The organism is Kitasatospora sp. NPDC097691, from assembly GCF_040302665.1.
Lineage (GTDB): Bacteria > Actinomycetota > Actinomycetes > Streptomycetales > Streptomycetaceae > Kitasatospora.
The window spans coordinates 32,449-53,383 of the sequence record NZ_JBEORY010000038.1 but is presented as its reverse complement, the minus strand read 5'-3'; the positions used below and the strand labels follow the sequence as shown (position 1 = coordinate 53,383).

The 20,935-nt window shown below is 68.7% G+C and carries 15 protein-coding genes; 8 read left to right on the top strand and 7 right to left on the bottom strand.

The features are described from left to right. Positions 1 to 69: 69 nt before the first annotated feature. From ABTY56_RS24595 to ABTY56_RS24570, 6 genes are all read right to left on the bottom strand, one after another. Positions 70 to 1,338 carry a cation:proton antiporter domain-containing protein gene (locus tag ABTY56_RS24595; RefSeq protein ID WP_350631238.1) on the bottom strand — a complete coding sequence of 423 codons (1,269 nt, stop codon included), beginning with the start codon at positions 1,336 to 1,338 and terminating at the stop codon, positions 70 to 72. Positions 1,339 to 1,564: 226 nt separating this feature from the next. Then, on the bottom strand, positions 1,565 to 2,605 hold the full coding sequence (locus ABTY56_RS24590) for an ArsR/SmtB family transcription factor (RefSeq protein ID WP_350631236.1): 1,041 nt from the start codon (positions 2,603 to 2,605) through the stop codon (positions 1,565 to 1,567). Between the two features lie 95 nt (positions 2,606 to 2,700). Then, entirely contained in the window at positions 2,701 to 3,624 is a 924-nt protein-coding gene (locus ABTY56_RS24585) for a chlorinating enzyme (RefSeq protein ID WP_350631235.1), read from the bottom strand. Positions 3,625 to 3,639: 15 nt separating this feature from the next. Further along, positions 3,640 to 3,909, bottom strand: a complete 270-nt coding sequence (locus tag ABTY56_RS24580; RefSeq protein ID WP_350631232.1) for a hypothetical protein — start codon at positions 3,907 to 3,909, stop codon at positions 3,640 to 3,642. A gap of 28 nt (positions 3,910 to 3,937) precedes the next feature. Then, positions 3,938 to 5,863, bottom strand: coding sequence for a B12-binding domain-containing radical SAM protein (locus ABTY56_RS24575; protein ID WP_350631230.1), 1,926 nt, complete (start codon positions 5,861 to 5,863; stop codon positions 3,938 to 3,940). Between the two features lie 79 nt (positions 5,864 to 5,942). After that, a complete protein-coding gene (locus ABTY56_RS24570) occupies positions 5,943 to 6,203 on the bottom strand; it encodes a phosphopantetheine-binding protein (protein ID WP_350631228.1) in 261 nt (86 codons plus the stop codon). 655 nt (positions 6,204 to 6,858) lie between these two features. Between ABTY56_RS24570 and ABTY56_RS24565 the strand changes: the two genes are divergently transcribed. After that, complete coding sequence (locus ABTY56_RS24565) at positions 6,859 to 8,079, top strand: MFS transporter (RefSeq protein WP_350631226.1); 1,221 nt, start codon at positions 6,859 to 6,861, stop codon at positions 8,077 to 8,079. A 217-nt stretch (positions 8,080 to 8,296) separates the two neighbouring features. Here the strand turns inward: ABTY56_RS24565 and ABTY56_RS24560 are convergent, their stop codons facing one another. Next, a complete protein-coding gene (locus tag ABTY56_RS24560) occupies positions 8,297 to 9,196 on the bottom strand; it encodes a phytanoyl-CoA dioxygenase family protein (RefSeq protein ID WP_350631272.1) in 900 nt (299 codons plus the stop codon). A 695-nt stretch (positions 9,197 to 9,891) separates the two neighbouring features. Between ABTY56_RS24560 and ABTY56_RS24555 the strand changes: the two genes are divergently transcribed. From ABTY56_RS24555 to ABTY56_RS24525, 7 genes are all read left to right on the top strand, one after another. Next, a complete protein-coding gene (locus ABTY56_RS24555) occupies positions 9,892 to 13,056 on the top strand; it encodes a non-ribosomal peptide synthetase (protein WP_350631225.1) in 3,165 nt (1,054 codons plus the stop codon). A gap of 277 nt (positions 13,057 to 13,333) precedes the next feature. Further along, positions 13,334 to 14,497 carry a cytochrome P450 gene (locus ABTY56_RS24550; RefSeq protein WP_350631223.1) on the top strand — a complete coding sequence of 388 codons (1,164 nt, stop codon included), beginning with the start codon at positions 13,334 to 13,336 and terminating at the stop codon, positions 14,495 to 14,497. A gap of 43 nt (positions 14,498 to 14,540) precedes the next feature. Further along, entirely contained in the window at positions 14,541 to 15,761 is a 1,221-nt protein-coding gene (locus ABTY56_RS24545) for an ATP-grasp domain-containing protein (protein WP_350631221.1), read from the top strand. A 75-nt stretch (positions 15,762 to 15,836) separates the two neighbouring features. Next, the gene (locus ABTY56_RS24540; RefSeq protein WP_350631270.1) at positions 15,837 to 17,084 is read left to right on the top strand and encodes an LLM class flavin-dependent oxidoreductase; all 1,248 of its coding nucleotides are present in this window, start codon (positions 15,837 to 15,839) and stop codon (positions 17,082 to 17,084) included. Further along, positions 17,077 to 18,834, top strand: a complete 1,758-nt coding sequence (locus ABTY56_RS24535; RefSeq protein ID WP_350631220.1) for an alpha/beta fold hydrolase — start codon at positions 17,077 to 17,079, stop codon at positions 18,832 to 18,834. Before ABTY56_RS24540 ends, ABTY56_RS24535 begins: the two co-directional genes overlap by 8 nt. Beyond that, positions 18,831 to 20,219, top strand: a complete 1,389-nt coding sequence (locus ABTY56_RS24530) for an amino acid adenylation domain-containing protein (protein WP_350631218.1) — start codon at positions 18,831 to 18,833, stop codon at positions 20,217 to 20,219. The genes ABTY56_RS24535 and ABTY56_RS24530 overlap by 4 nt, the downstream gene beginning before the upstream one ends. 114 nt (positions 20,220 to 20,333) lie before the next feature. Then, positions 20,334 to 20,912, top strand: coding sequence for a TetR family transcriptional regulator C-terminal domain-containing protein (locus tag ABTY56_RS24525; RefSeq protein WP_350631216.1), 579 nt, complete (start codon positions 20,334 to 20,336; stop codon positions 20,910 to 20,912). The last annotated feature ends 23 nt before the right edge of the window (positions 20,913 to 20,935 follow it).

Genomic DNA, 20,935 nt, shown 5'->3' with positions numbered 1-20,935 from the left:
GCTGCGGACGGCCGCCCGCAGCGCCGGCCGGTGCCGTACCGGTGTGCCGGTGAGGAGTGGACGCCGGCCTCAGGCGTCGGCCGATTCCGGGACCTGGCGCTGCCGTCGCTCGGCAAGGTCGCGGTCGATCAGCCGCCGGGGATAGACGGCCATCACCAGCGGGCTGGTCATGGCCGTGGTGACCAGGGCCATCACCACCATCAGCGAGTACAGGGTGGTGTCGAGCACCCCGAGCTGCAGCCCCACGCTGAGGATCACCAGCTCGGTCAGGCCCCTGGTGTTCATCAGCGCAGCGAGGGCCACGGACTCCCGGGGTGCGATCCGGCAGGCCCGGGCCGCCAGGAACGCGCCGCCGAGCTTGCCCCCGATCGCGACCAGCAGGATCAGCGCGAGGTCCCCGATCGAGGCCGGGCTGATCACGGACAGGTCGACCTTCAGGCCGGCCACGAGGAAGAAGACCGGCATCAGCAGCAGGTTGCCGATCCGCCCCAAGCCCCCCTCGATCTCGCTCCGGAGCCGCCCGGAGCCGTCCCGGGGCACCACCAGGCCGAAGGTGAAGGCGCCGAAGATGAAGTGCAGCCCCATCCACTCCGTCAGCGCCCCGGAGACCAGCAGCCCGGCGAGCACGGTGGTCAGACCGGCGGCCCCGCCTGCCCGTCGGCCCGCCCGTCGGTCCGGCAACAGGCGGCGCAGCAGCGGACGCACCACCGTGAACATCACCACCAGGTAGAGCGGGAAGAGCAGCAGCGGCCACTGGCCCGAACCGCCGTGTCCCACCACCGCCACCACGACGGCCAGCAGCGACCAGGCCAGCACGTCGCTCGCGGCGGCGCAGGTGAGGGCGAGCCCGCCCAGCGCCGTGCCCTGCATCCGGAGGTCGGTGAGGATCCGGGCCAGCACGGGGAACGCGGTGACCGACATGGCGGCCCCCATGAAGAGCACGAACCCGGTCAGGTCGTCGGTGGGATGACGCCGCACCAGGACGAAAGCGACCGCGCCACCGAGCAGCATGGGCAGCAGCATCGACCCCAGTGCCACGCTTGCCGCCGCCCGCCCCCGGCCCTTCAGCAGGCCGCGGTCGAACTCCAGGCCCACGACGAACATGAAGACGGCCACGCCGACGTTCGCCAGTGCGTTGAAGAACGGCAGTTCCCCCGCCGGGAAGAGCAGTCGGGTGAACGACCCGTGGAACAGGGTGGGCCCGAGCAGGATGCCCGCGACGATCTCGCCGATCACCGCGGGCTGTCCCAGCCGGCCCGCCGCGAGGCCGCAGACCCGGGCGAACCCCAGGCTCACCGCCAGGCCGAAGAAGAAGAGCACGAGCTGGTGCGACGTCACCTGGACCGTCCTTTCGCAGGGTCGGGCGAAAGAGCCGCCGGTGGATGCACTGGGGACACGGAGCAAGGACAGCGGGAGACCTCCGACGAATCCGCGCGATCCCCGCAGCTCCCGGCAGAGGGGCCCTGTGTGCCTCCTCCGCCAGTCGACGATATAAAGTCGAGGTATCCGCAGAAAGGCCCATTCCGGCCACGGAGACGAATCATCCGGATCGGACGGCGAGCCCTCAGAAGCGCGCCTTCGCAGCTGACGATCCGACCTGTCCGACCGCGCCGTCGGCCGTGACGAGACGTGCGAGTTCGTCCCCGACCGGCGTCAGCTCGTAGTACACCGCCCGGCCGCTTCGCCGGGTGGTCACGACCCCGGCCTCGCGCAGCACCGCCAGGTGGGCGGACACCGTGCCGAGCGAGACACCGAGCACGACCGCCAGCTGAGACGGTGTCGCCGACATCCGCAACTCTGCGACGATGCCGGCCCGCCCCAGACCGAGCAGACGGGCCACGCCGCCGTCGCTCCGCGAGTCCTCGGCCATGGCGCCCTTGGCCGGATACACGAACGCGATGCGTGAGGGCGACTCGCAGGTCCACTGTCCGGACAACCCGGTGTGAGGGACGAAGACGAGGCCGTCGCTCCCGATGTGGCGGTCGGCGTAGTTCTGCGTGGAGAACCTGATCGCGTCGTGACCGACCCACTGGACGCCGGGCGCCATGCCCTCCAGTGCGCTTCGCCACCCGCTGACCGCGATCACGCCCGCGCGGTGGCGGATGTCGCGTTCCATGACGGCCCGGCGCCGCTGCCAGTCCGGCTCCACGAACTCCGCCCAGAGGTCGGTGAAGATCTGCGCGGTGCGGTGGGTGATCCCGTCGACCTCTGCCCAGTCGATCCCGTCGCTCGCCCAGGCGAACCGCTGCGCCTCGGCGAGCATGGCGCGTGCCGCCCGGTCGTCGATCGCACGCATGGCCGCCAGTTCGTCCACGAGGCTGCCGGTGAGCCCGCCTTGGGGCGGAATGGCGATGAAGTCGGGCAGATACTTGGTGGCCGTCACCAGTCGTAGCAAACCGCTGACGAACGGGGTCGTTCCCAGCCGACGACCGAACGCCTCGACGCGTGGGCTTGCGACCCGCCGGTCCAGTGCCTGTCGTAACAGGGTGATCTCGCTGAGCGTTTCGGCGAGCGGAGACACGGCGAACCGGCTCGCCTGCAATGCGTCCGGTCCGAAGCGCAAGAGGGTCACGGCAGCACAGCCTACGATGACGGCCGCGATCAACGGAATCGTTCGACCCGGTTGCCACTCGGCGTCCTGCGCACCGTCCCGCCCGCCGGCCGGCCGCGCCCGGGACGCGGCTCAGCCGCCGTGGTCCGTCATCGGGACAGCTTGGTGATCTTGTTGTGCTTGAAGGTGTCCTCGCCGCTCACCAGCACGGCCGACCAGTTCTCCAGGGAGATCGCACCACCGTATTCCTCGATGTGGTCCGTGTCCGGATAGATGCGCACCTTCGTCGGAACGTACCGACAGGCGAACCCCATCCGGTAGTTGTCCTTGCTGACGTTCGGCAGGGAGGCGTGCATCAGCGTCGACCAGAAGATGACGCTCTGGCCCTTCTTCATCACCAGCGGGACGGCGTCCTCCTCGCTCGGCCGCCAGTTCGGATCGACCTGGAGCTGACGGTAGTCGTATCCGAAGAACCCTCGCCTGACGCCGTTCTTGACTTCGGAGTTAATGCGTTCCGCGTCGAACTCCATGTGCCTCGTCTCGTCGTAGTTCATCTTGTGCTGAGTGCCGGGAATGATCTGCAGGCAACCGTTCTCGCGGGTCGAGTCCGTGAATGCGGTCCACACCGTGAGCGTGCCCGCACCGAATTCGGTCTCGGACTCTCCGGGCCACAGCAGCTGCGGCTTGCCGCTGGCATTCGCAAATGTGTCGGCCTGGTGCCAGTCGGTCCCCTCGTCCCCGGGGTACTTGGGGAAGAACTCGGTACGCCAGCACAGGACGTCCGGGCCGAGGACGGACGCCACCCGGTCCACGATCTTCCGGTTCAGCACGTGCCGGGCCAGCACGTCGATATCGAGGTGGCGGTCGTAGTTGACGATGTTCCCCGCCCCGATGCCCGGCGCTTCGGGATATGCGGCCCGCGACCGGTCCAGCGACTCGCGCTGGACCGACTTCCAGATCCGGTCCATCTCCTCCTCGCTGTAGACGGTCACCGGTCCGACGTAGCCGTTCCGGTGAAACGACGCCAACTCATCGGGCGTGAGCGAGAAATCCACGCGCTCGGAGCTGCTCATGTCCTCCCCCTCCATCTACTGCTTGTCCGCCGGCTGCATGTTCGCCACGGACACGCTGAGCGGCTCCGTGTAGGTCGTCTTGATGTCGAGGGCCACGCCGTACGTGGCACCGAGGAACCTGTTCAGCTTCGAGAACAACAGCGAGTAGCCGCCCACGTCGAGGAAGTTGTCCGAGGCCGATATCCGCGCGTCGTTGAGTTCGCCGCGCAACCAGTCGACGAGCGCCTCCTCGACCTCCGCCGGGTTCGCTGCGCCGGCCCTGCCGTTTTCCGCTGGGTTCTGCATGGACGCTCCGTCCTGTCGCTACACTTCGTCACGTGCTGGGGTTCGGGTCGGCCCCGACGCGGCTCAGGGTCGGAAGCACCTCACGGAACCGCAGGACTATTCCCTGGCAGTAGTTCGCGTTGTGTTCCAGGCTCCGGCGCGCCATGTAGGGAACCTTCTGCCGGCCGCGGTGGTCGATCCGCACCGTCATCCCTCCAACGCCCTCGCCGTCTCCCGGGGCGGAAATCCCGTGTTCCTCGAACACCGTGGCGAGCGCGGTCAGGTCCTGTGGCAGGACCACCTGTACCGCGTAGTCGTCCAGGACCTCCGGCTCGACCTCCCGGAAGCCGACGGACGGCAGGCGGAACGGCTCCCGGTAGACGTACGGCCGGACGAGCAGATCCATCTCGAATGCCGTCCGTGCGACCGGATCCGCCCACCACTCCTGCTCCCGCACGAAGTCGAAGAGCAACCGGTCGAACTCTTCGCGGTGGGAACTCAGGATCATGTGGGCGGTGATGCCGGTGTTCATGAGGTCGTAGTTCGCGAGATTGTCGATCGACCGGGAGAAGAAGCGGCATATGTCGCCGTCGCCCGCCTTGAGGTATTCGGCGAACGAGGCGAAGAGCTCCCCGAAGGGCACCACGCCCTGCCGGTCGAGGTACCGTGACACCAGGAGCAGGCCGCGCATGTTGTACAGGCAGTGAATCGCGTAGTAGAGCCAGAATCCGTCCTGGCACTCACGTCGGGTCACCCATTTCGTGGCGACCACGACGTCGGCCTCGGCCACCTCGCTCGGCGCGGACTCGACCTGGAGCCCGAACTCGTCCTGCCTGGCGAACATGGGAGTGTTGTTGAGCAGCAGCTGCGGGTAGATGATCAGGGTGTCCGCATCGGAACGGCAGAGCGTCGTGACGCCCTCCTTGAACGAGGCGTACGACTCCCCCGGAAGCGGCCAGATCAGCTCGACGTACGAGCTGATCCCCTTGTTGCGCAGCGTCCGCTGCAGACTGATGTACGTCTCCTGCCGGATGTTCTGACGGTCGACCATCTTGAGCGCCTCGGCGCTCAGACTCTGCAGTGAGATCGGCTGGGTCGCCATGAGCCCGCCGCGCACGAAGATCTCCGTGATCTCGGCCATGCGGTCCGGCTTGTTCTTGGCCGCCGCCATGTTCACCATCAACGGGAACCCGGTCAGGGTCTTGCGCTCCACCAGATACTCGCTCAGCTCGACGTCCCGCGGGGCGAGGCCCCAGTTGGCGTCGGCGATGAAGAGCCCGGCGAACCCGCGGTCGGTGATCCAGTCCAGCTCGGCCTTGATGCGTTCCAGCTCGAACTTGTGCACTTTGTCGTTGGTGGCGGCGCCCCAGTAGCAGAAACTGCAGCGGAACGGGCACCCCCGGTTCGTCTCCATGATGGCGAAGCTGAACTCGTGCTCGGCGAAGACACCGGTGAGGAACGGTGACGGAATCTCGGTCAGACTCTTGACCCGAGGAGCCAGTTCCGTCGTCACCAGTTCGCCGGCCTCCCAGAACGACAGACTGGGGACGAGACTCAGGTCGGCCCGGTCCGCCATCAGTTGGGTGAGCAGCCCGTGCACGGTCAGCTCCCCTTCCCCGTTGCAGACGTAGACGTTGTCGACGGGTTCGGGAAGATAGCGACGCGCGTTCTTCATCACCTGCGGGCCGCCCAGCAGGATGTGCGCGTCGGGACGCTTCGACGTCAATTCACGCAGCAGCCACTGCACCAGCTTCGAGTTCCAGATGTAGCACCCGATGGCGTAGACGTCCGCCTCCCGGGAGAGAAGTTCTCCCAGTATGTGCTCACGGTCCATGGTGGCCGGGAACGAGGCGATTTCGAAGCGGTAGGAAGCACTGATCTTCGGGTCGTGTTGTGCGTACGCCTGCATGTATCCTGCGGCAAGCGGAAGCATGTTCTCGTAAGTTGGCAGGTCGACAAACACGACCGACTTCATCGTAGGACCTTTCGCTCAACGTGCCTCGGATCGTTCCCTGTCCCCCACGGGCATGAAGGCCGTCTGCCGCCCCGTCCGGTCAGTCGCGCTCGGCGTGCGACACCTCGGGGACGGGGGTCGTCCGCTCGTCGATCCAAAGGGCGAGCTCGGAGAGCACCGGGCGCTCGATGAGGTCCCGGAGCGTGATCTCGATGAGCCAGGTCCGCCGAATGTGGCCGACGACCTTGGCCATCAGCAGGGAGTCGCCGCCGATGGCGAAGAAGTCACCCTCACGACCTACTTCGGATATTCCCAGTACGGTGCACCAGATCTCTGCCAGCCTGGCCTCGGTCGGGTTCAAGGTATCCCATTTCGCCGGATTTTCGCTGTCCACGGGCGGCGTGACGAACGCCTTGCCGTGACCCTGTATGCCACCGGGGGAAACCACCTGGACGGTGCAGCGGGTCGAGGTGCAGCAGATATGCCCGTACCGGACATGAGCGCCATTTGGAACCCCCGAAACGCGCGCGTGCTCCTGGGCGGTAGCCGGCCATGCGACAGCTGGAAACGTACCTATATGTGCTCTGCTGATCAGGGTCCACGTTCTTCACTTCGGTGTCAAGAGACGCCCACGGAGCAGAAATTGCCAGTTCTGTACTGGCGTGCCAGTCCGTCGGATGCAGAGATCGGTCCGAATTCGACAGGATTCGGGGGTTCCGCAGGATCCGACACGGCAGCCGCCGTTCCGATCACGATTCCCGGTGACGGTGGTTTCGCGCCTGGTGGCAGGCTCGGCCGGGGGGGCTGAGGCGCCGGCGTCAGTCGGTCCGGTGCAGGACGTGCCCGCGGTTCCGGGCGGGTGGCGACGGGGTGAAGTCACGCGGGAGCGTTGCGAGTTCCGGACAACGGCATCCTCACCACCCCTCGGCGCGCCCCTCCCCGGAGGCACCGAGCCGTTGTTGCGACGGTTGTCGCAAGTATTCACCAGGCCTCCCACCCGCATCGATATTGTCTGCGTGACAGATACAGTGACTTCAGTTCCAACCCCGACGAAACGCCTCCTGAAGGGCCGGTTCGGCTGGTTCTTCGTGGGCCGGACCGTCGACCTGGCCGGCTCGTCCATGACCACCGTCGCGCTCGCCCTGTCCGTGCTCCAGGCCTCCGGCAGGGCGGCCGATCTGGGCATCGTCCTGGCCGCCAACATGATCCCCACCCTCGTGCTCCTGCTCGTGGGCGGCACGGTCGCCGACCGGGTGAGCCGGCGGACCGTGCTCATCGTGTCCAACCTGTGCACCGCCGCCGTGATGGCCACGATGGCCGTCCTGCTGATCACGACCCGCTATCACCTCGTCGCGTTCGTCGGGCTCGCCCTCGTCGGCGGCGTCGTGAACGCGTTCTCGCAACCCGCGCTCCGCGGCATCGTGCCCGAACTCGTCGAGCGGCAGGACCTCCAGCGCGCCAACGCGCTCCTGGCCAGCAGTCAGAACACCGTGCGCATACTCGGCCCCATGATCGCCGGCGTCCTGGTGGCCACGGTCGGTGGCGGGTGGGCACTCGCGGCCGACTCGGCCTCCTACCTCCTGGCCGCCGCGTCCTTCACGCGCATCCCCGGAACGAGCCGGCCGCCCGCGGCGCGCGGGCCACTGTGGCGTGACCTCCTCGACGGCTGGGCCACCTTCCGGTCGATGCACTGGGTGGTCGTCATGACCGTCTCGTTCGCCCTCGTCAACGCCGCCAACGTCGGGCCGTGGAACGTGCTGGGGGCACAGGTGGTGTCGGCGAACGACGGCGCCCTGGGCTGGGGCACCGTACAGACCGTGCGCGCGATCGGGCTGCTGGTGATGAGCATCGTCGCCGTCAAGGTGGTCCTGCGCCGGCCGTTGCGGGACGGCGCGGTCTGGGGAACCCTCGCGGGGCTGCCGTTGCTGGCGGTGGGTCTGACCGGGAACGTCTGGATCGTGTCCGCGGCCGCCTTCGTCGGCGGGCTCGGCCTCACCGTGGCGTCCATCGGCTGGGAGACCACGCTCCAAGCCGCTGTCCCCGAAGAGTCGTTGTCGCGGGTGTCGGCCTACGACGAACTGCTGTCCTACGTGGCGATTCCACTCTCGCAGCTCGCCATGGGGCCGCTCGCAGCGGCATACGGAGCGAGGGGGGTCACCGTCGCCTGCGGAGTCGCCTACGTCGCCCTGTGCCTGTTGCCACTGCTGAGCCGGGAGATCCGCACCATGCGCGCGTGAGGCCGGCGGTCCGGACGTCGTCGACGAAGCCGGGCGGCCCCTGGGACCGCCGCGCCAGGAGGAGCGGCCGACCGTCCGTCAGCTGCCCTCCTGCGCGCCCGGCCTCGACCCGCAGGAGGGCGGCCCGGCCCTGGCGAAGCGAGCCGGCGCCTCCGGCACCACCGACGAGAAGGGAGCTCCCGTTCCCGTGTGTCCGCACTCCCCCGGTGGTCGCCCTTCAGCGCTTGACGGTGCCTTCGTGCAGCCGGTCGATCATCCGGTGGGTGGCGTCGAGAGGCGTCTCCGCATCAGCGGCGTCGTCGAAGTACTTGGCGTTGCGGGCCGCGATCTCCTCGTCCCACGTCTCCATGCCCGCGAACGGGATCGTTTCTCCCGGGACATGGGCGGGATACCGCCGGTAGCTGTTGATTCCGGCGACGGGCTCCCCGCGCACGAGGAGGGGATTCAGGTAGAGACCGTCGCTGGTGATCCTGGTGGTTGCCGGGATGTATCCGATGTCCAGCCCGCAGCGGCGGCGCGACGAGGTGTTCGGGTCCGAGCAGTGCAGGATGTTCGGGTGGTGGATCTCGACGTCGCCCGGGTTGAGTTCGATGTCGACGACACCGTTTCGCTCGGTCCACTCCCGGACCAGTTCCTCGTCGGACACCGAGAACAACATGTTCGGTGAGTCGACCCGGCGGACGGGCGGGTGGAGCGGCAGTCGATGGCTGCCGGGGATCACGCGCAGACAGCCGTTCTCGGTCGTGCACTGGTCGACGGCGACCCACACGGTGAGCGCGCGCATCGGGTCGAGGTTCCAGTAGGAACCGTCCTGGTGCCACAGCACCGGCTGGCCGTCATAGGGGGGCTTGCAGATGTAGTGCGCCGTGAAGCACGCGACGTCCGGGCCGAGGAAGAATTCCGCGATGTCCACCAACCCGGCATCGGAGACGAGTCGCACCCAGAATGCGTCGTTGCGGATCAGTGGATGGTGGAGATGTTCCGGGCGGAGATCCGGATAGCGATCGGTGAGCCACTTGACATGGGATTTTATCTCCTCCAGCAGGCCCGCCGGAATGACGTCGCGGATAATGCTGAAGCCTTGCTGCTCGTACTCTTCTCGGACCCTTTCTTGCACGTTCAATGGAACTCCCTAATCGCGAGTTTCGTGGCCGCGCCAGTCTCGCACCAAGCCAGGGCGTGTACAAGCGCCTGATGGGTTCGGGTTGAGGACAGAGCGCTTCTGAGGCTTTTGCCTCGGGGTCACATCCGGGCGGCGCCGGGGTGTGGCCGCGCTCGGCGATGACATCCGTCGATCGGATCGGGCCGGTACTGGATCTTCTTCGCCGGGTGGGGGCGGGTACGGGGCGGTCTGAATCACCTGACCCACCGACGGATCACCGCAGCGAAAGATCATCACAGCGGCCGGCTCGTACCCGGTGGCCGCGCTGCCACCGGGACCACATCACCACATGGTGACGCTTCAGAGGGGGGGCATTGGTGTCCGGATGCCGTCGGACGGCGATTCTCGGCCGGTATGAGGTCGGGCGCATCCCGTTCGGCTCTCCCCCTTTCGTGTTCCTGACCGGGCCATCCCTGTGAGGAAGGCGTGGGAGAGCATGGCGGGCGTGACTGCCGTGACAGCCCGGAACTCGAGCAAAGCCGCTGGCACCAGGCTGGTGGAGTGATCGGAGTGCACGCCTGACCGGAATCATTCGTCGACCACTCGAACTGATCGGCATCGTGTGCGACTCTCCTTCAGCGGGCGATCTGCCCGGATGCGATGCGGGGAACCGCTGACGATGTCCGAGAACGCACCGATGGGGAGCAGTATTGAACGACATCGCGCCGTCGGCCGAGCCGGAGCTGTTACCACCACCCATAAGACGGCCGGATCCACTGCCGGTCTCCTCCGGCCAGTTCCGCCTCTGGTTCCTCGAGCAGCTGCAGAGCACCACCTCGACGCACAATGTGCCGATCGTCGTCCGGCTCCACGGCGCAGTGGACCGGGCCGCGCTCGAGGCGGCACTGACCGACGTCGTCCTGCGCCACGAGAGCCTGCGCACGGTGATCGCACACGTGGCGGGGAAGCCGGTCCAACGGGTGCTTCCGGACGCCCGTCCGGTCTTCGACGCCCGCACCGTCGCACCGTCTGCCCTGGAGCAGGAAGTCGCCGCCGCCGCGGCGCACACGTTCGACCTCGCGACGGAGACACCCGTCCGGGCCGGCTTGTTCGAGGTCGCCGCGGACGAGCACGTCCTGGTGCTGCTGCTGCACCACATGGCCTGTGACAGCGGATCGTTGACGCTGCTCGGCCGCGAGCTCGCGAAGTCGTACGACGCGCGGTGTCGGAATACCGCCCCCGACTGGGCGAAGCCGCCCGTGCAGTACGCCGACCACGTGCTCGGGCAACTGCGGCGACTTGGTGACGCGTCGGATCCGCACAGCCTCGCGGCACAGCAACTGTCGTTCTGGCGCACGACGTTGTCGGGACTGGGCGGCGGGATCGGACTGCCCTTCGACCGTCCGCGGCCGGCGACACCGAGTCGTGACGAGGGCTCGGTGAGGTTCGAGGTCTCCCCCGAGGAGCACTCGCGGCTGGTCGAGCTGTCGCACAGCACCGGGACGACGGTCTTCATGACCGTCCACGCCGCGCTGGCCGTGCTCCTCAGCCGGCTGACCGGCGAACTGGACCTGCCGATCGGCACGCTCACCACGGGACGCACCGACGAGGCGTCGGACGAAGTCATCGGACTCCTGGCGAACACGGTCGTGTTGCGCACCGATCTCGCGGGAAACCCGACCCTCACGGATCTGCTCCACCGGGTTCGTGAGGTCGACCTGGCGGCCTTCGCCAACCAGGACGTGCCGTTCGAGCAGGTCGTGGAGGCCGTCAGTCCGGCACGGGTTCCGGGCCGGAACCCGTTGTGCCAGGTGCTCCTGACGGCCGAAGCACGCGAGGCCGAGTGGCGACTGGCCGGGCTGCACGGGATCGCACGCACGCCCGGGTTCGGAACGTCCGGGTTCGACCTGCACCTGAACGTCGACGCGCGCCACGGACAGGACCGGGCCGCGGCAGGCATCGTCTGCGACCTGCGGTTCAACACCGACCTGTTCGACCGTACGACCGTCGAGACGCTCACTGCGCGGTTGGCCCGCGTGCTCACGGCGATGGCCACGGACGCGACCATGGCGATCGGTGACGTCGACATCCTCTCCGAGACCGAGCGTTCGAACGTCCTCACCACGTGGAACGACACGACGAGGGACGTGGCGGAGAGGACTCTGCCGGAGCTGCTGGAGGCGCAGGCCGCGGCGGCACCCGACGCGGTGGCGGTGCGGTGCGGGGACTCGGCACTGACCTACGGCGAGTTGAACGCGCGCGCGAACCGGGTCGCTCGTCACCTGGCCGGCCGCGGTATCGGACCGGAGTCGGTCGTCGCGTTGTCGATGGCCCGGTCGGTGGATCTGATCGTCGCCGTGTGGGGCACGTTGAAGGCCGGCGCGGCCTACTGTCCCGTCGATCCGGAGTACCCGCCCGAGCGCGTGTCGTTCATGTTGCAGGACAGCGATCCCCAACTCGTGTTGACGGGACCGGTGGACGAGCACGGCTTGGCGGACACGGACCTGACGGACGCGGACCGGGTCGCACCGCTGCTGCCGGCCCACCCCTGCTACATGATCTACACATCGGGGTCGACCGGCTTGCCGAAGGCCGTGGTGATGCCCGGTTCCGCTCTGGTGAACCTCATCAGGTGGTACGAGCGGACCTCGGCGACGGCGAACAGCCCCTCCGGGCACCGGATCGCCAACTTCTCGTCGATCAGCTTCGACGTGGCGATGGTGGAGATCCTGATCGCCACGGTGCGCGGGGGATGCGTCGAGCTTCCGGACGAGGAGACCCGCAGGGATCTCGACAAGCTGGTGACCTGGCTCGAGAAGAGCGAGGTCGAAGAGGTCTTCGTGCCCAATCTCGTCCTCTCCGCCATCGTCGACATCAGTCAGGCCGCAGGCACCGGGCTACCCCGCCTGCGGCACGTGATCCAGGGCGGTGAGAGCCTCGCGCTGACCGCCGAGCTGGCGGCGTTCCACCGCGCCGTCCCGGACCGCCACCTGGCGAACTACTACGGTCCCACCGAAACCCATGTGGCGACCGCCTTCGCCCTGCCCGCCGATCCCGACGACTGGCCGGCCGAGCCGCCGATCGGTCGGCCGATCGACAACATGCGGACCTACGTGCTCGACCGGTGGCTCCAGCCGGTACCACCCGGCGTCGCCGGTGAGTTGTACATCGCGGGGGTTCAGCTGGCCCGCGGCTACCTGAACCGGCCGGGCCTCACCGCGGGCCGGTACATCGCGGATCCCTTCGGCCCACCGGGCAGCCGGATGTACCGGACCGGAGACGTGGTGCGCTGGCGCGCCGACGGGCAGCTCGTGTTCGTGGGCAGGGTGGACGACCAGCTGAAGATCCGGGGCTTCCGTGTCGAGCTGGGCGAGATCGAGGCCGTGCTGCGGCGCCACGACGAGGTCGCCCAGGTCGCGGTGCTCGCGGTCAACAGGCACACCCCGGCCACCCGCCTGGTCGCCTACGTCGTACCCGCGACCACGACACTCACGCCGGCCGCCCTGCGCGGCTACGCGTCCGAGTCGTTGCCGCGCCACATGGTGCCCGCGGGATTCCGGATGGTCGAGGCCCTGCCGTTGACCCCCAACGGCAAGCTCGACCGGAAGGCGCTGCCGGCGCTGACCGAGGAGTCCACCGCCCAGCCGCCGTCCGAAGGGGTGGAGCAGACCGTCTGCGACGTGTTCGCGGAGGTCTTGGGGTTTCCGGTTGCCGATGTCAATCAGAACTTCTTCGCCCTGGGTGGCCATTCACTCGGCATGGTCCGAGTCGTGCACGACATCCGCAGGCGGCTGGGTGTGGACCTGCCGCTCTGGGGAGTGTTCGAGCACCCGACCCCTGCCGGGCTCGTGCAACTGCTCGCCGAGAGGGGGTGACCTCGATGTCCTACAACCACTGAGGCATGACGCGGCCGGGAGTGTTCGCGCACCCGACCCCTACCGGGCCCGTGCCACCGCTCACGGAAAGGGGGTGACGTCAATGTCCTACAACCACTGAGGCATGACGGAGGACCGGTGATCCACGCCCGACCTCCGAGTCAGGTGCTCCTGAAGTGAGAACAAGAAATTCGTGAAAGATACCGGACGCACGCCGTCCCGCATCGAACGCGAGACGGCGTGCGTTCTCCACCGCGATGACCGAAGGCGGAGCCTGGTGACCACCATCCCCCTTTACGATCCGCTGTCCCCGGACATGCTCAGGGATCCCTATCCGACCTACGCCAGGATGCTCGAGGAGCACCCCGTCCACTGGCATTCCGGCATGCGCGCGTGGGTCGTCGTCCGGCACGCCGACTGCGTACGCGTGCTCCGCGAACACCGGACGTTCGCGCGGGACCCCGGCCGCAACGGGGAGAAGATCCCGGACTTCCGCCAGAACGTGCAGATGATGGACCCGCCGGAGCAGACGCCGCTGCGCCAGCTCCTGGTGAGCGCGATGCGCTCCCAGGACAAGGACCGGCTGTTCCGGGAGGCGGTCGCCTTCCTGCGCGGCAGACTGACCGCTCAGGAGTCGGGCGAGCCGTTCGACTGGATGGCGAACCTGGCCGCGCCCTTCGCACTGCACATGTCCGCGGCCCTCCTCGGCGTCCCCGAACCCGACGAGGAGGCCTACGCGGAGATCTCGCACGGCATCGCACTCCGCATGGACGCGGGCCTGGCGCCGGAGAACATCCCGCAGGGGGATGCCGCGCGCAAGCGCCTCAACGAACTCGGCGAAAGCTGGTTCCCGCGCCCCGAGGGGGACACCGGCCTCATCGCGAACCTCATCCGGCGGGCGGACAAGGAGTTCTCCGGCAGCCACTACATCCGGAACTCGGCCGCGATGATGTTCAACGCGAGCTACGGGACGATCTTCGCCATGGTCGGCAACGCGGCGTACCTGCTGGCGACCGATCCCGGACTGCTGCCGGAGCTGTCGCGCCCGTCCCTCGTGGCGACCGGCGTCGACGAGCTGATCCGGTACGACGGGCCGGCGCAGGGGACGAGCAGGATCGCGGTCAGTGACACCACGATCGAGGGCACGCGCATCGCGGCGGGAGACTCCGTGGTGACGCTGCTCGCCGCCGCCAACCGCGATCCCCGCGTCTTCGCCGACCCGGACGACATCAAGCTGGACCGCCGGCCGAACCCGCACCTGGGATTCGGTTCGGGGCCGCACGCGTGCTTCGGCTCCGAGTTCGGCAAGCTGAGCATCACCGCGGTGATCAACGCGCTGAGCGACGAGGGCATGCGGTTGCGCCTCGCGGCGGAGCCGACTCGCCGTACCACCGCCACCGTGCGGAGCCTGGACACCCTTCCGGTACATCTCGATCAGTGAGCAGCGCAGACACATCCGTCGGACCGAGGGATCGGGTGACAAGGTGAACGTTGTTCTTCTGGGTGCGGAACAAGAGGCGATCGAGGACCTGGCCGGCCTCGGCCACACCGTCACGGTGTTGTACGTGGCGCACGATCGCGTGGTGATGGAGGCCTGCCGTGACCTGATCGCGCACCGTGCGTTCCTCCCCTCCTTCGACCGGCCGGAACTCGCCTGGGCCGCCCTGATCCACCTCGGCATCGCCGACCGGGTCGACGTCGTCATCTCGGGTCACGAGTTCGCGGTGACCACGGCTGCCATCCTGAACGACGTACTCGGGTGCCGGAAACCGATGGACGCCGAGGTCGCGCTCGCCGGACGCGACAAGCCGTTGCAGAAGACGCTCTGGCAGCGGCACGGCGTGCCGACGGCGCGGTTCAGGGTGTTCTCCGAGAAGCCGGCCGCGGTGGCCGACTTCCGCGAGGCACTCGGCGACCTGACTCCCCCCTACATCGTGAAACCGACGGCGGACGGCGGCGCACATCTCGTCTTCCGCGCGGAAACGGCCGAGGAGTTGTTCGACCGGATAGCCGTCACGCCCGAACTCGACGCCTTCATGGTGGAGGAGTGGCAGTCGGGGGACGAATGGCACTTCGACGGCGTCGTCGTCGACGGGAACATCGAGACCTTCATGGTGTCGCGCGACGTGAACCCGTGCATCGAGGCGAAGTCCGGGAACCCCTTCCGTTCGGTCGCGCTCCCGCCCGCCACCCACCCGGAGCTCTACGCCGAGGCCCGCGCCTTCGCCGAACGGTGTCGGTCGGCACTCGGGGGCCGTAACACCACGTTCCACCTCGAAGTGTTCGGTGGCCCCGGCCGGTTCGTCGCCGGCGAGCTCGCCTGGCGGCCGGCCGGCGGCCTGGTCAGCATCAGCGCACAGCACACCATCGGGGTCAGCCTCTGGGCGGCACACGCTCGTGTCCACATCGATGCGCCCGTGCCGGCACCCGAGTTCGAACCCACCGGCGTCATGGGCTTCGTGTGCCTGCCGGTCAAGTCCGGCTTCCGCAACGGTGTGACACAGGCCGACCTGGAGAGCATCCCCGGAGTCCGGCACATCCGTATGAAGGCGCCGGTGGGCGAGGTCATGAAGGAGCTGAAGACCACCTCGATCGCCGTCGCCTGGGCCCTCGTCGAAGGGGACGACGTCGAGCACTGCGAGAAGCGCATGGACGAAGCGATTCGGCTGGTCGCCGAGATGCACGAGGCGAAGAGCATGCCGTAGGCCGCCCGCGATGACGACCACCGCTTCGACGAGCCGAAAGTGTCAGGCGCCTTGAGTATTCACCTCAACCTGTTCATGTTGCTGCCCGGGCACCACGACTCCGCGTGGCTCCACCCCGGGTGCGAATCGGCCCGTGTCACCGACATCGACTACTACCTCGAAATCGCGAGATCCGCGGAACAGGGGATGCTGGATTCCGTGTTCATCGCCGACGCGCTCTGGCACAAGCCACGCAGCAACTACTGCGCCGGCCTGGAGCCACTCACGGTGTTGAGCAGCCTCGCCCTCGGCACCGAGCACATCGGACTGATCGCGACCGCGTCGACCTCGTACTACGAGCCGTTCCACCTCGCGCGGATGTTCGCCTCGCTCGACCACATCTCGGGTGGGCGCGTCGGCTGGAACATCGTCGTGTCCAACAGCGTCAACGAGGCCAGGAACTTCAACCGGTCGGCCATGCTCCCCCATCAGCAACGGTACGACCGCGCCGACGAGTTCCTGACCGTCGCCAACCGGCTCTGGGAGTCGTGGGACGAGGACGCCGTCATCCGCGACCGCGCCAGTGGGCACTACACCGACCCGGACCGGATTCACCGCGTCGACCACCAGGGCGAGTACTTCAAGGTCCGCGGGCCGCTCAACATCCAGCGCAGCCCGCAGTCCCGCCCGTTCCTGGTCCAGGCCGGCGCGTCGGAGGCGGGCAGGTCGTTCGCCGCCCGCCACGCCGACGCGGTGTTCACCGTGCAGGAGAACGTCCGGGACGGCGCACGGTTCCGCACCGAGATGCGCCGGCGCGCCGCCGCGAACGGCCGTACGGTCAAGGTGCTGCCGGGCCTGATCCCGATCGTCGGCTCGACCCAGGCCGAGGCGGACGCGAAGAAGCACGAACTGACCGGCATGCAGGCCGTCGACTACGCCCTGGAACACATCTCGATGATGCTGAACGTGGACATCACCGACTGTCCCGTCGACGCGCCCTTCCCCGTGGAACGGCTGCCCCCGGCGGACAGCATCCAGGGCAACCGCACCACCTACGAGCTGATCACGGGACTGGCCCGACGGGAGGGCACCACCGTCGGCGACATCATCGCGCACCAGGGTTTCGGGCGCGGCCACCTGGTGGTCGCGGGGACCCCGGAGCGGATCGCGGATGTCATCGAGACCTGGGTCCGGGAAGGAGCGGCGGACGGGTTCAACGTCATGCCCGCGGTCTTCCCGGTCGGCCTCACCGACTTCGTGAGCGAGGTCGTGCCGTTGCTGCAGAAGCGTGGGCTCTTCCGCACGGAGTACGGCGAGACGTTGTTGCGGCGCCGCTATGAGTGACCGGATCGGGACGGACACCACGGCGGACGTGGTCGCGAGGCTGCGGGCCCACCTCGGGTCCGCCCTGCCGCCCGAGGCGCTCCCGGCACGGTTCGTGTTCGTCGACACGCTTCCGGTACTGCCCAACGGAAAGACGGACCGGGCCGCGCTCGAGCGGCACGCCGCCGGAACGGCACCCGCCCCGTCGACACCGGATGCCGACGCCCCGCCCGGCGACGAGGCGCCCGGCGACGAGGCGATCGACGACGAGACGATCGGCGACGAGGCGATCGACGACGACCTCGACTTCCTGCTGCACCTGTTCGTCGCGGAGTTGGCCCAGGCCCGGATCGACCCCGACGAGGACCTCACGCAACTGGGCGTCACGTCCCTGATCCTGACGAAGGCGTGCGCGGCGTGGACGGACCGTACGGGCAGGCGCGTCGACGGCCTTCGGCTGCGCCGCCATCCGACGGTCCGCAACATCCTCGCCTACTCCTCGCCGACCGGTCGGGGCCCGGAGCACGAGGAGGTCGTGGTCGAGGACCACCGCTTCGACGTCCCGATCGACCACGACGATCCGGCCGGCCCGTCGATCGAGCTGTTCGCACAGACGGTGGTGCGCCGTGAGGCGGTGGACCGTCACCTCCCGTACCTGCTCTTCCTCCAGGGCGGCCCCGGTGGGCAGTGCCCCGATCCGCGGAGCAGGATCCCGGCCTGGCTGGACGCCGTCCTGGACCGGTACCGGGTGGTGCTCCTGGATCAGCGTGGCGGCGGTCGCAGCTCGCCGGTGACCGCCGCCACCATCGAGGGCATGACGGCGACCGCCGCACTGGAACGGCTCCGGTGCTACCGCGCGGACGCCATCGTCCGGGACGCGGAGTTCCTGCGCGAGCGGGTTCTGCGGGTTCCGGCCTGGACGCTGTTCGGGGAGAGCTACGGCGGTTCCATCGCCCTGACCTACCTGTCCTACTTCCCGGACGGCATCGACCGGGTGTTCGTCTCGAGCGGGCTCCTGGGGCCGGTCAGCACGGCTGAGGACCTGCTGACGGACACCTTGGCGATGAGCAGGAAGAAGAACGCCGAGTACTACCGGAGGTATCCCGAGGACGCGGAGCTCATCGACCGGATCGTCGACCACCTCGGGGAACACGAGGTGGTGCTGCCGACGGGAGAGCGGCTGTCGCCCGAGCGGTTCCGGTTCCTCGGACTGAAGTTCGGCTTCGCGAACGGGATGGCGTCGGTCCACGACCTCGTCCGGTCCGCCTGGGACGGCGACGACCTCGCCGAGGACTTCGTGAAAGCGGTGGCGGCGGCGACGTACCTGGTCAGCTCCCCCCTCTTCTACCTGCAGGAATTCACGTACGGGCAACCCGGACGCGCCACCGGGTGGACCGCGGACCGGCTCTATGCGGACGAGCCGGCGTTCCGTCCCCGGGCCCGTCCGTTCCACTTCTACGGCGAAGTGTTCTTCCCTTGGATGTTCCGTCAGTTCGCCGCGCTCGCGCCGTTCGCCGACGTGGCCGACGAACTCGCCCGGTACACCGGATGGACCAGTCTCTACGACCTCGAACAGCTGGAGAGGAACACCGTGCCCATCTACGCCGTGGCGGCCGCGGACGACCTGTACTTCCCGGGGACACAACAGTTCCGCACGGCGCAACGGATCGGCTCCTGCTGGCTGCTGCTCTCTGCGGACTACAGCCACGAGGGGCTGATGAACGACCGGGAAGGCGTGTCCCGGCTGCTCGATTTCGGATCGACACGGTGACGCGCCCACTGTTCGACCAGGTCAGGGCGGTGGCACTGGACCATCCGACGAAACCTGCCCTGTCCGACCGGGCGACCACACTCACCCTCGCGGAACTGGCGGTGTCGGCCGAGGCCCTCGGACGCCGGCTCGTCGCCCGGGGCGTCGGGCCGGGCGACCGGGTCGGCGTCATGGTCGGGCGGGGCGTCGACCTGGTGGTGGCCCTGCTCGGCGTGTCCGCCGCCGGAGCCGCCTACGTCCCCCTCGATCCGGACTATCCGGCCGACCGGCTGCGAACCGTCGTCGCGGACGCCGACCTCGCGTTCATCGTCACCGACGGCGGTGGGCAGGAGTTCGGCGTCCCTGCCGTCCGCGTCACACCCGGCCCGGCCGAACCGGACCTCGCCGGGATCGTGCTGCCCGCGTCCTCCCCCCAGGACCCGGCCTACGTCGTCTACACGTCCGGATCCACCGGTCGGCCCAAGGGCGTCGTGGTCACCCACGCCAACGTGGCCGCGCTGTTCGACGCGCTCGACGCGGCCTACGGCAGCCCGCTGGGCGACACGTTCCTCGCCGTGACGAGCGTCTCGTTCGACATCGCGATCATGGAGTTGCTCTGGCCGCTCACCCGCGGTGGAGCCACCGTCGTGAGCCCCGCCCGGATGGTCGACCGCCTCGACCCGCGCGGCGACGACAGCCTGCCGAGCCTCGTGCGGCGCTTCCGGCCCACGCTGTTCCAGGCGACCCCCTCGCTCCTGTCGGCGATCGCGTCGTACGACGAGGCCCTGCTGTCGCTGCGGCACCTTCGGGCGCTCCACGTCGGCGGCGAGGTGTTCCCGGTGGGGCTCGCCCGGCGCCTGGTGACCGCCCTCCCCGGCGTCCGGATCCACAACATGTACGGCCCGACGGAGACGACCGTCTGGTCCGCCGGGCACGAAGTGACCGTGGCGGACACCCGGTCCGCGGCGGTCCCCATCGGCCGGCCACTGCGCCACGCGTCCGTCCGGGTCGCCGACGACGACGGCTCCGCCGTGGCACCGGGCGAGGTCGGCGAACTGTGGGTCAGCGGTCCGTGCGTCGCCGCGGGCTACTTCCGGCTGCCGGACCAGACCGAGGAGCGGTTCGTCGAAGAGGCCGGTGCCGTGCCCCGACGCTGGTACCGAACCGGCGACAGGGCGCGGACCCGACCGGACGGTGCGCTCGAATTCGTCGGCCGGTTCGACCGACAGGTCAAGATCTCGGGCGTCCGGATCGAACTCGACGAGATCGAGTCGGTGCTGTCCGCGTCACCGGACGTACGGGCTGCCGCGGTCGTCACGAAACAGGGGGCGGACGGGAAGCGCCACCTCGTTGCCTACGTCCAGGCCGACGTCAAGCCCGTCCCGCCGGACGGGGATGCCGAGTAGGACACCGACCAGCCGGGACCTTGCGGGAGCGCCCCGTCGCGGTCGGGCGGTCCGCCACCAGAAGCGCCCGTCGTCGGGCGTACGACTGTAACGAGTGGTAGGTACACTCGGCGCATGAGCAAGAAAGAGGCGCTGACCCGGGCTGCGGCGGAGCTGTTGTGGGAGCGCGGGTACACCGGCACCAGCCCGGCCAAGGTCCTGGAGCGGGCGCACGCGGGGCAGGGCAGCATGTACCACCACTTCTCCGGCAAGGCGGAGCTGGCGCTGGAGGCCATGACGCGGATGAGCGAGGAGCTCCGGGACCGGGCCGAGCGGGCGCTGGACGGCGAAGGCGGAGCCGTCGCCCGCATCGACGCGTTCCTCGATCTGGAGCGTGACCCGCTGGCGGGCTGCCGGCTGGGGCGTCTGACCCAGGACTACGACGTCGTGACGGACGATCGGCTGCGCGCGCCGCTGGCCGAGTTCTTCAGCTGGCTCGACGAGCGGCTGACGGCGGTCCTCGCCGAGGGGGTGCGCACGGGGGAACTGCGGCCCGGCACCGACCCCGTGGCGATCGCCGCACTGATCATGGCGACGGTACAGGGCGGGTACGTCCTGGCACGGGCCTGGCAGCAGCCCGAGGCGTTCCAGCGGGCCGTCGAGGGGGTCCGACGGGTCCTGGCCGACCTCCGGGCCGATCCCGGCCAGGACTGAAGCCAGCCAGGACTGAACCCCCG

Coding starts and splice junctions, on each gene's coding strand:
- ABTY56_RS24580 (WP_350631232.1), bottom strand. CDS start 3,909: ATGCAGAACCCAGCGGAAAACGGCAGGGCCGGCGCAGCGAACCCGGCG.
- ABTY56_RS24585 (WP_350631235.1), bottom strand. CDS start 3,624: ATGAGCAGCTCCGAGCGCGTGGATTTCTCGCTCACGCCCGATGAGTTG.
- ABTY56_RS24535 (WP_350631220.1), top strand. CDS start 17,077: ATGAGTGACCGGATCGGGACGGACACCACGGCGGACGTGGTCGCGAGG.
- ABTY56_RS24575 (WP_350631230.1), bottom strand. CDS start 5,863: ATGAAGTCGGTCGTGTTTGTCGACCTGCCAACTTACGAGAACATGCTT.
- ABTY56_RS24540 (WP_350631270.1), top strand. CDS start 15,837: ATGTTGCTGCCCGGGCACCACGACTCCGCGTGGCTCCACCCCGGGTGC.
- ABTY56_RS24525 (WP_350631216.1), top strand. CDS start 20,334: ATGAGCAAGAAAGAGGCGCTGACCCGGGCTGCGGCGGAGCTGTTGTGG.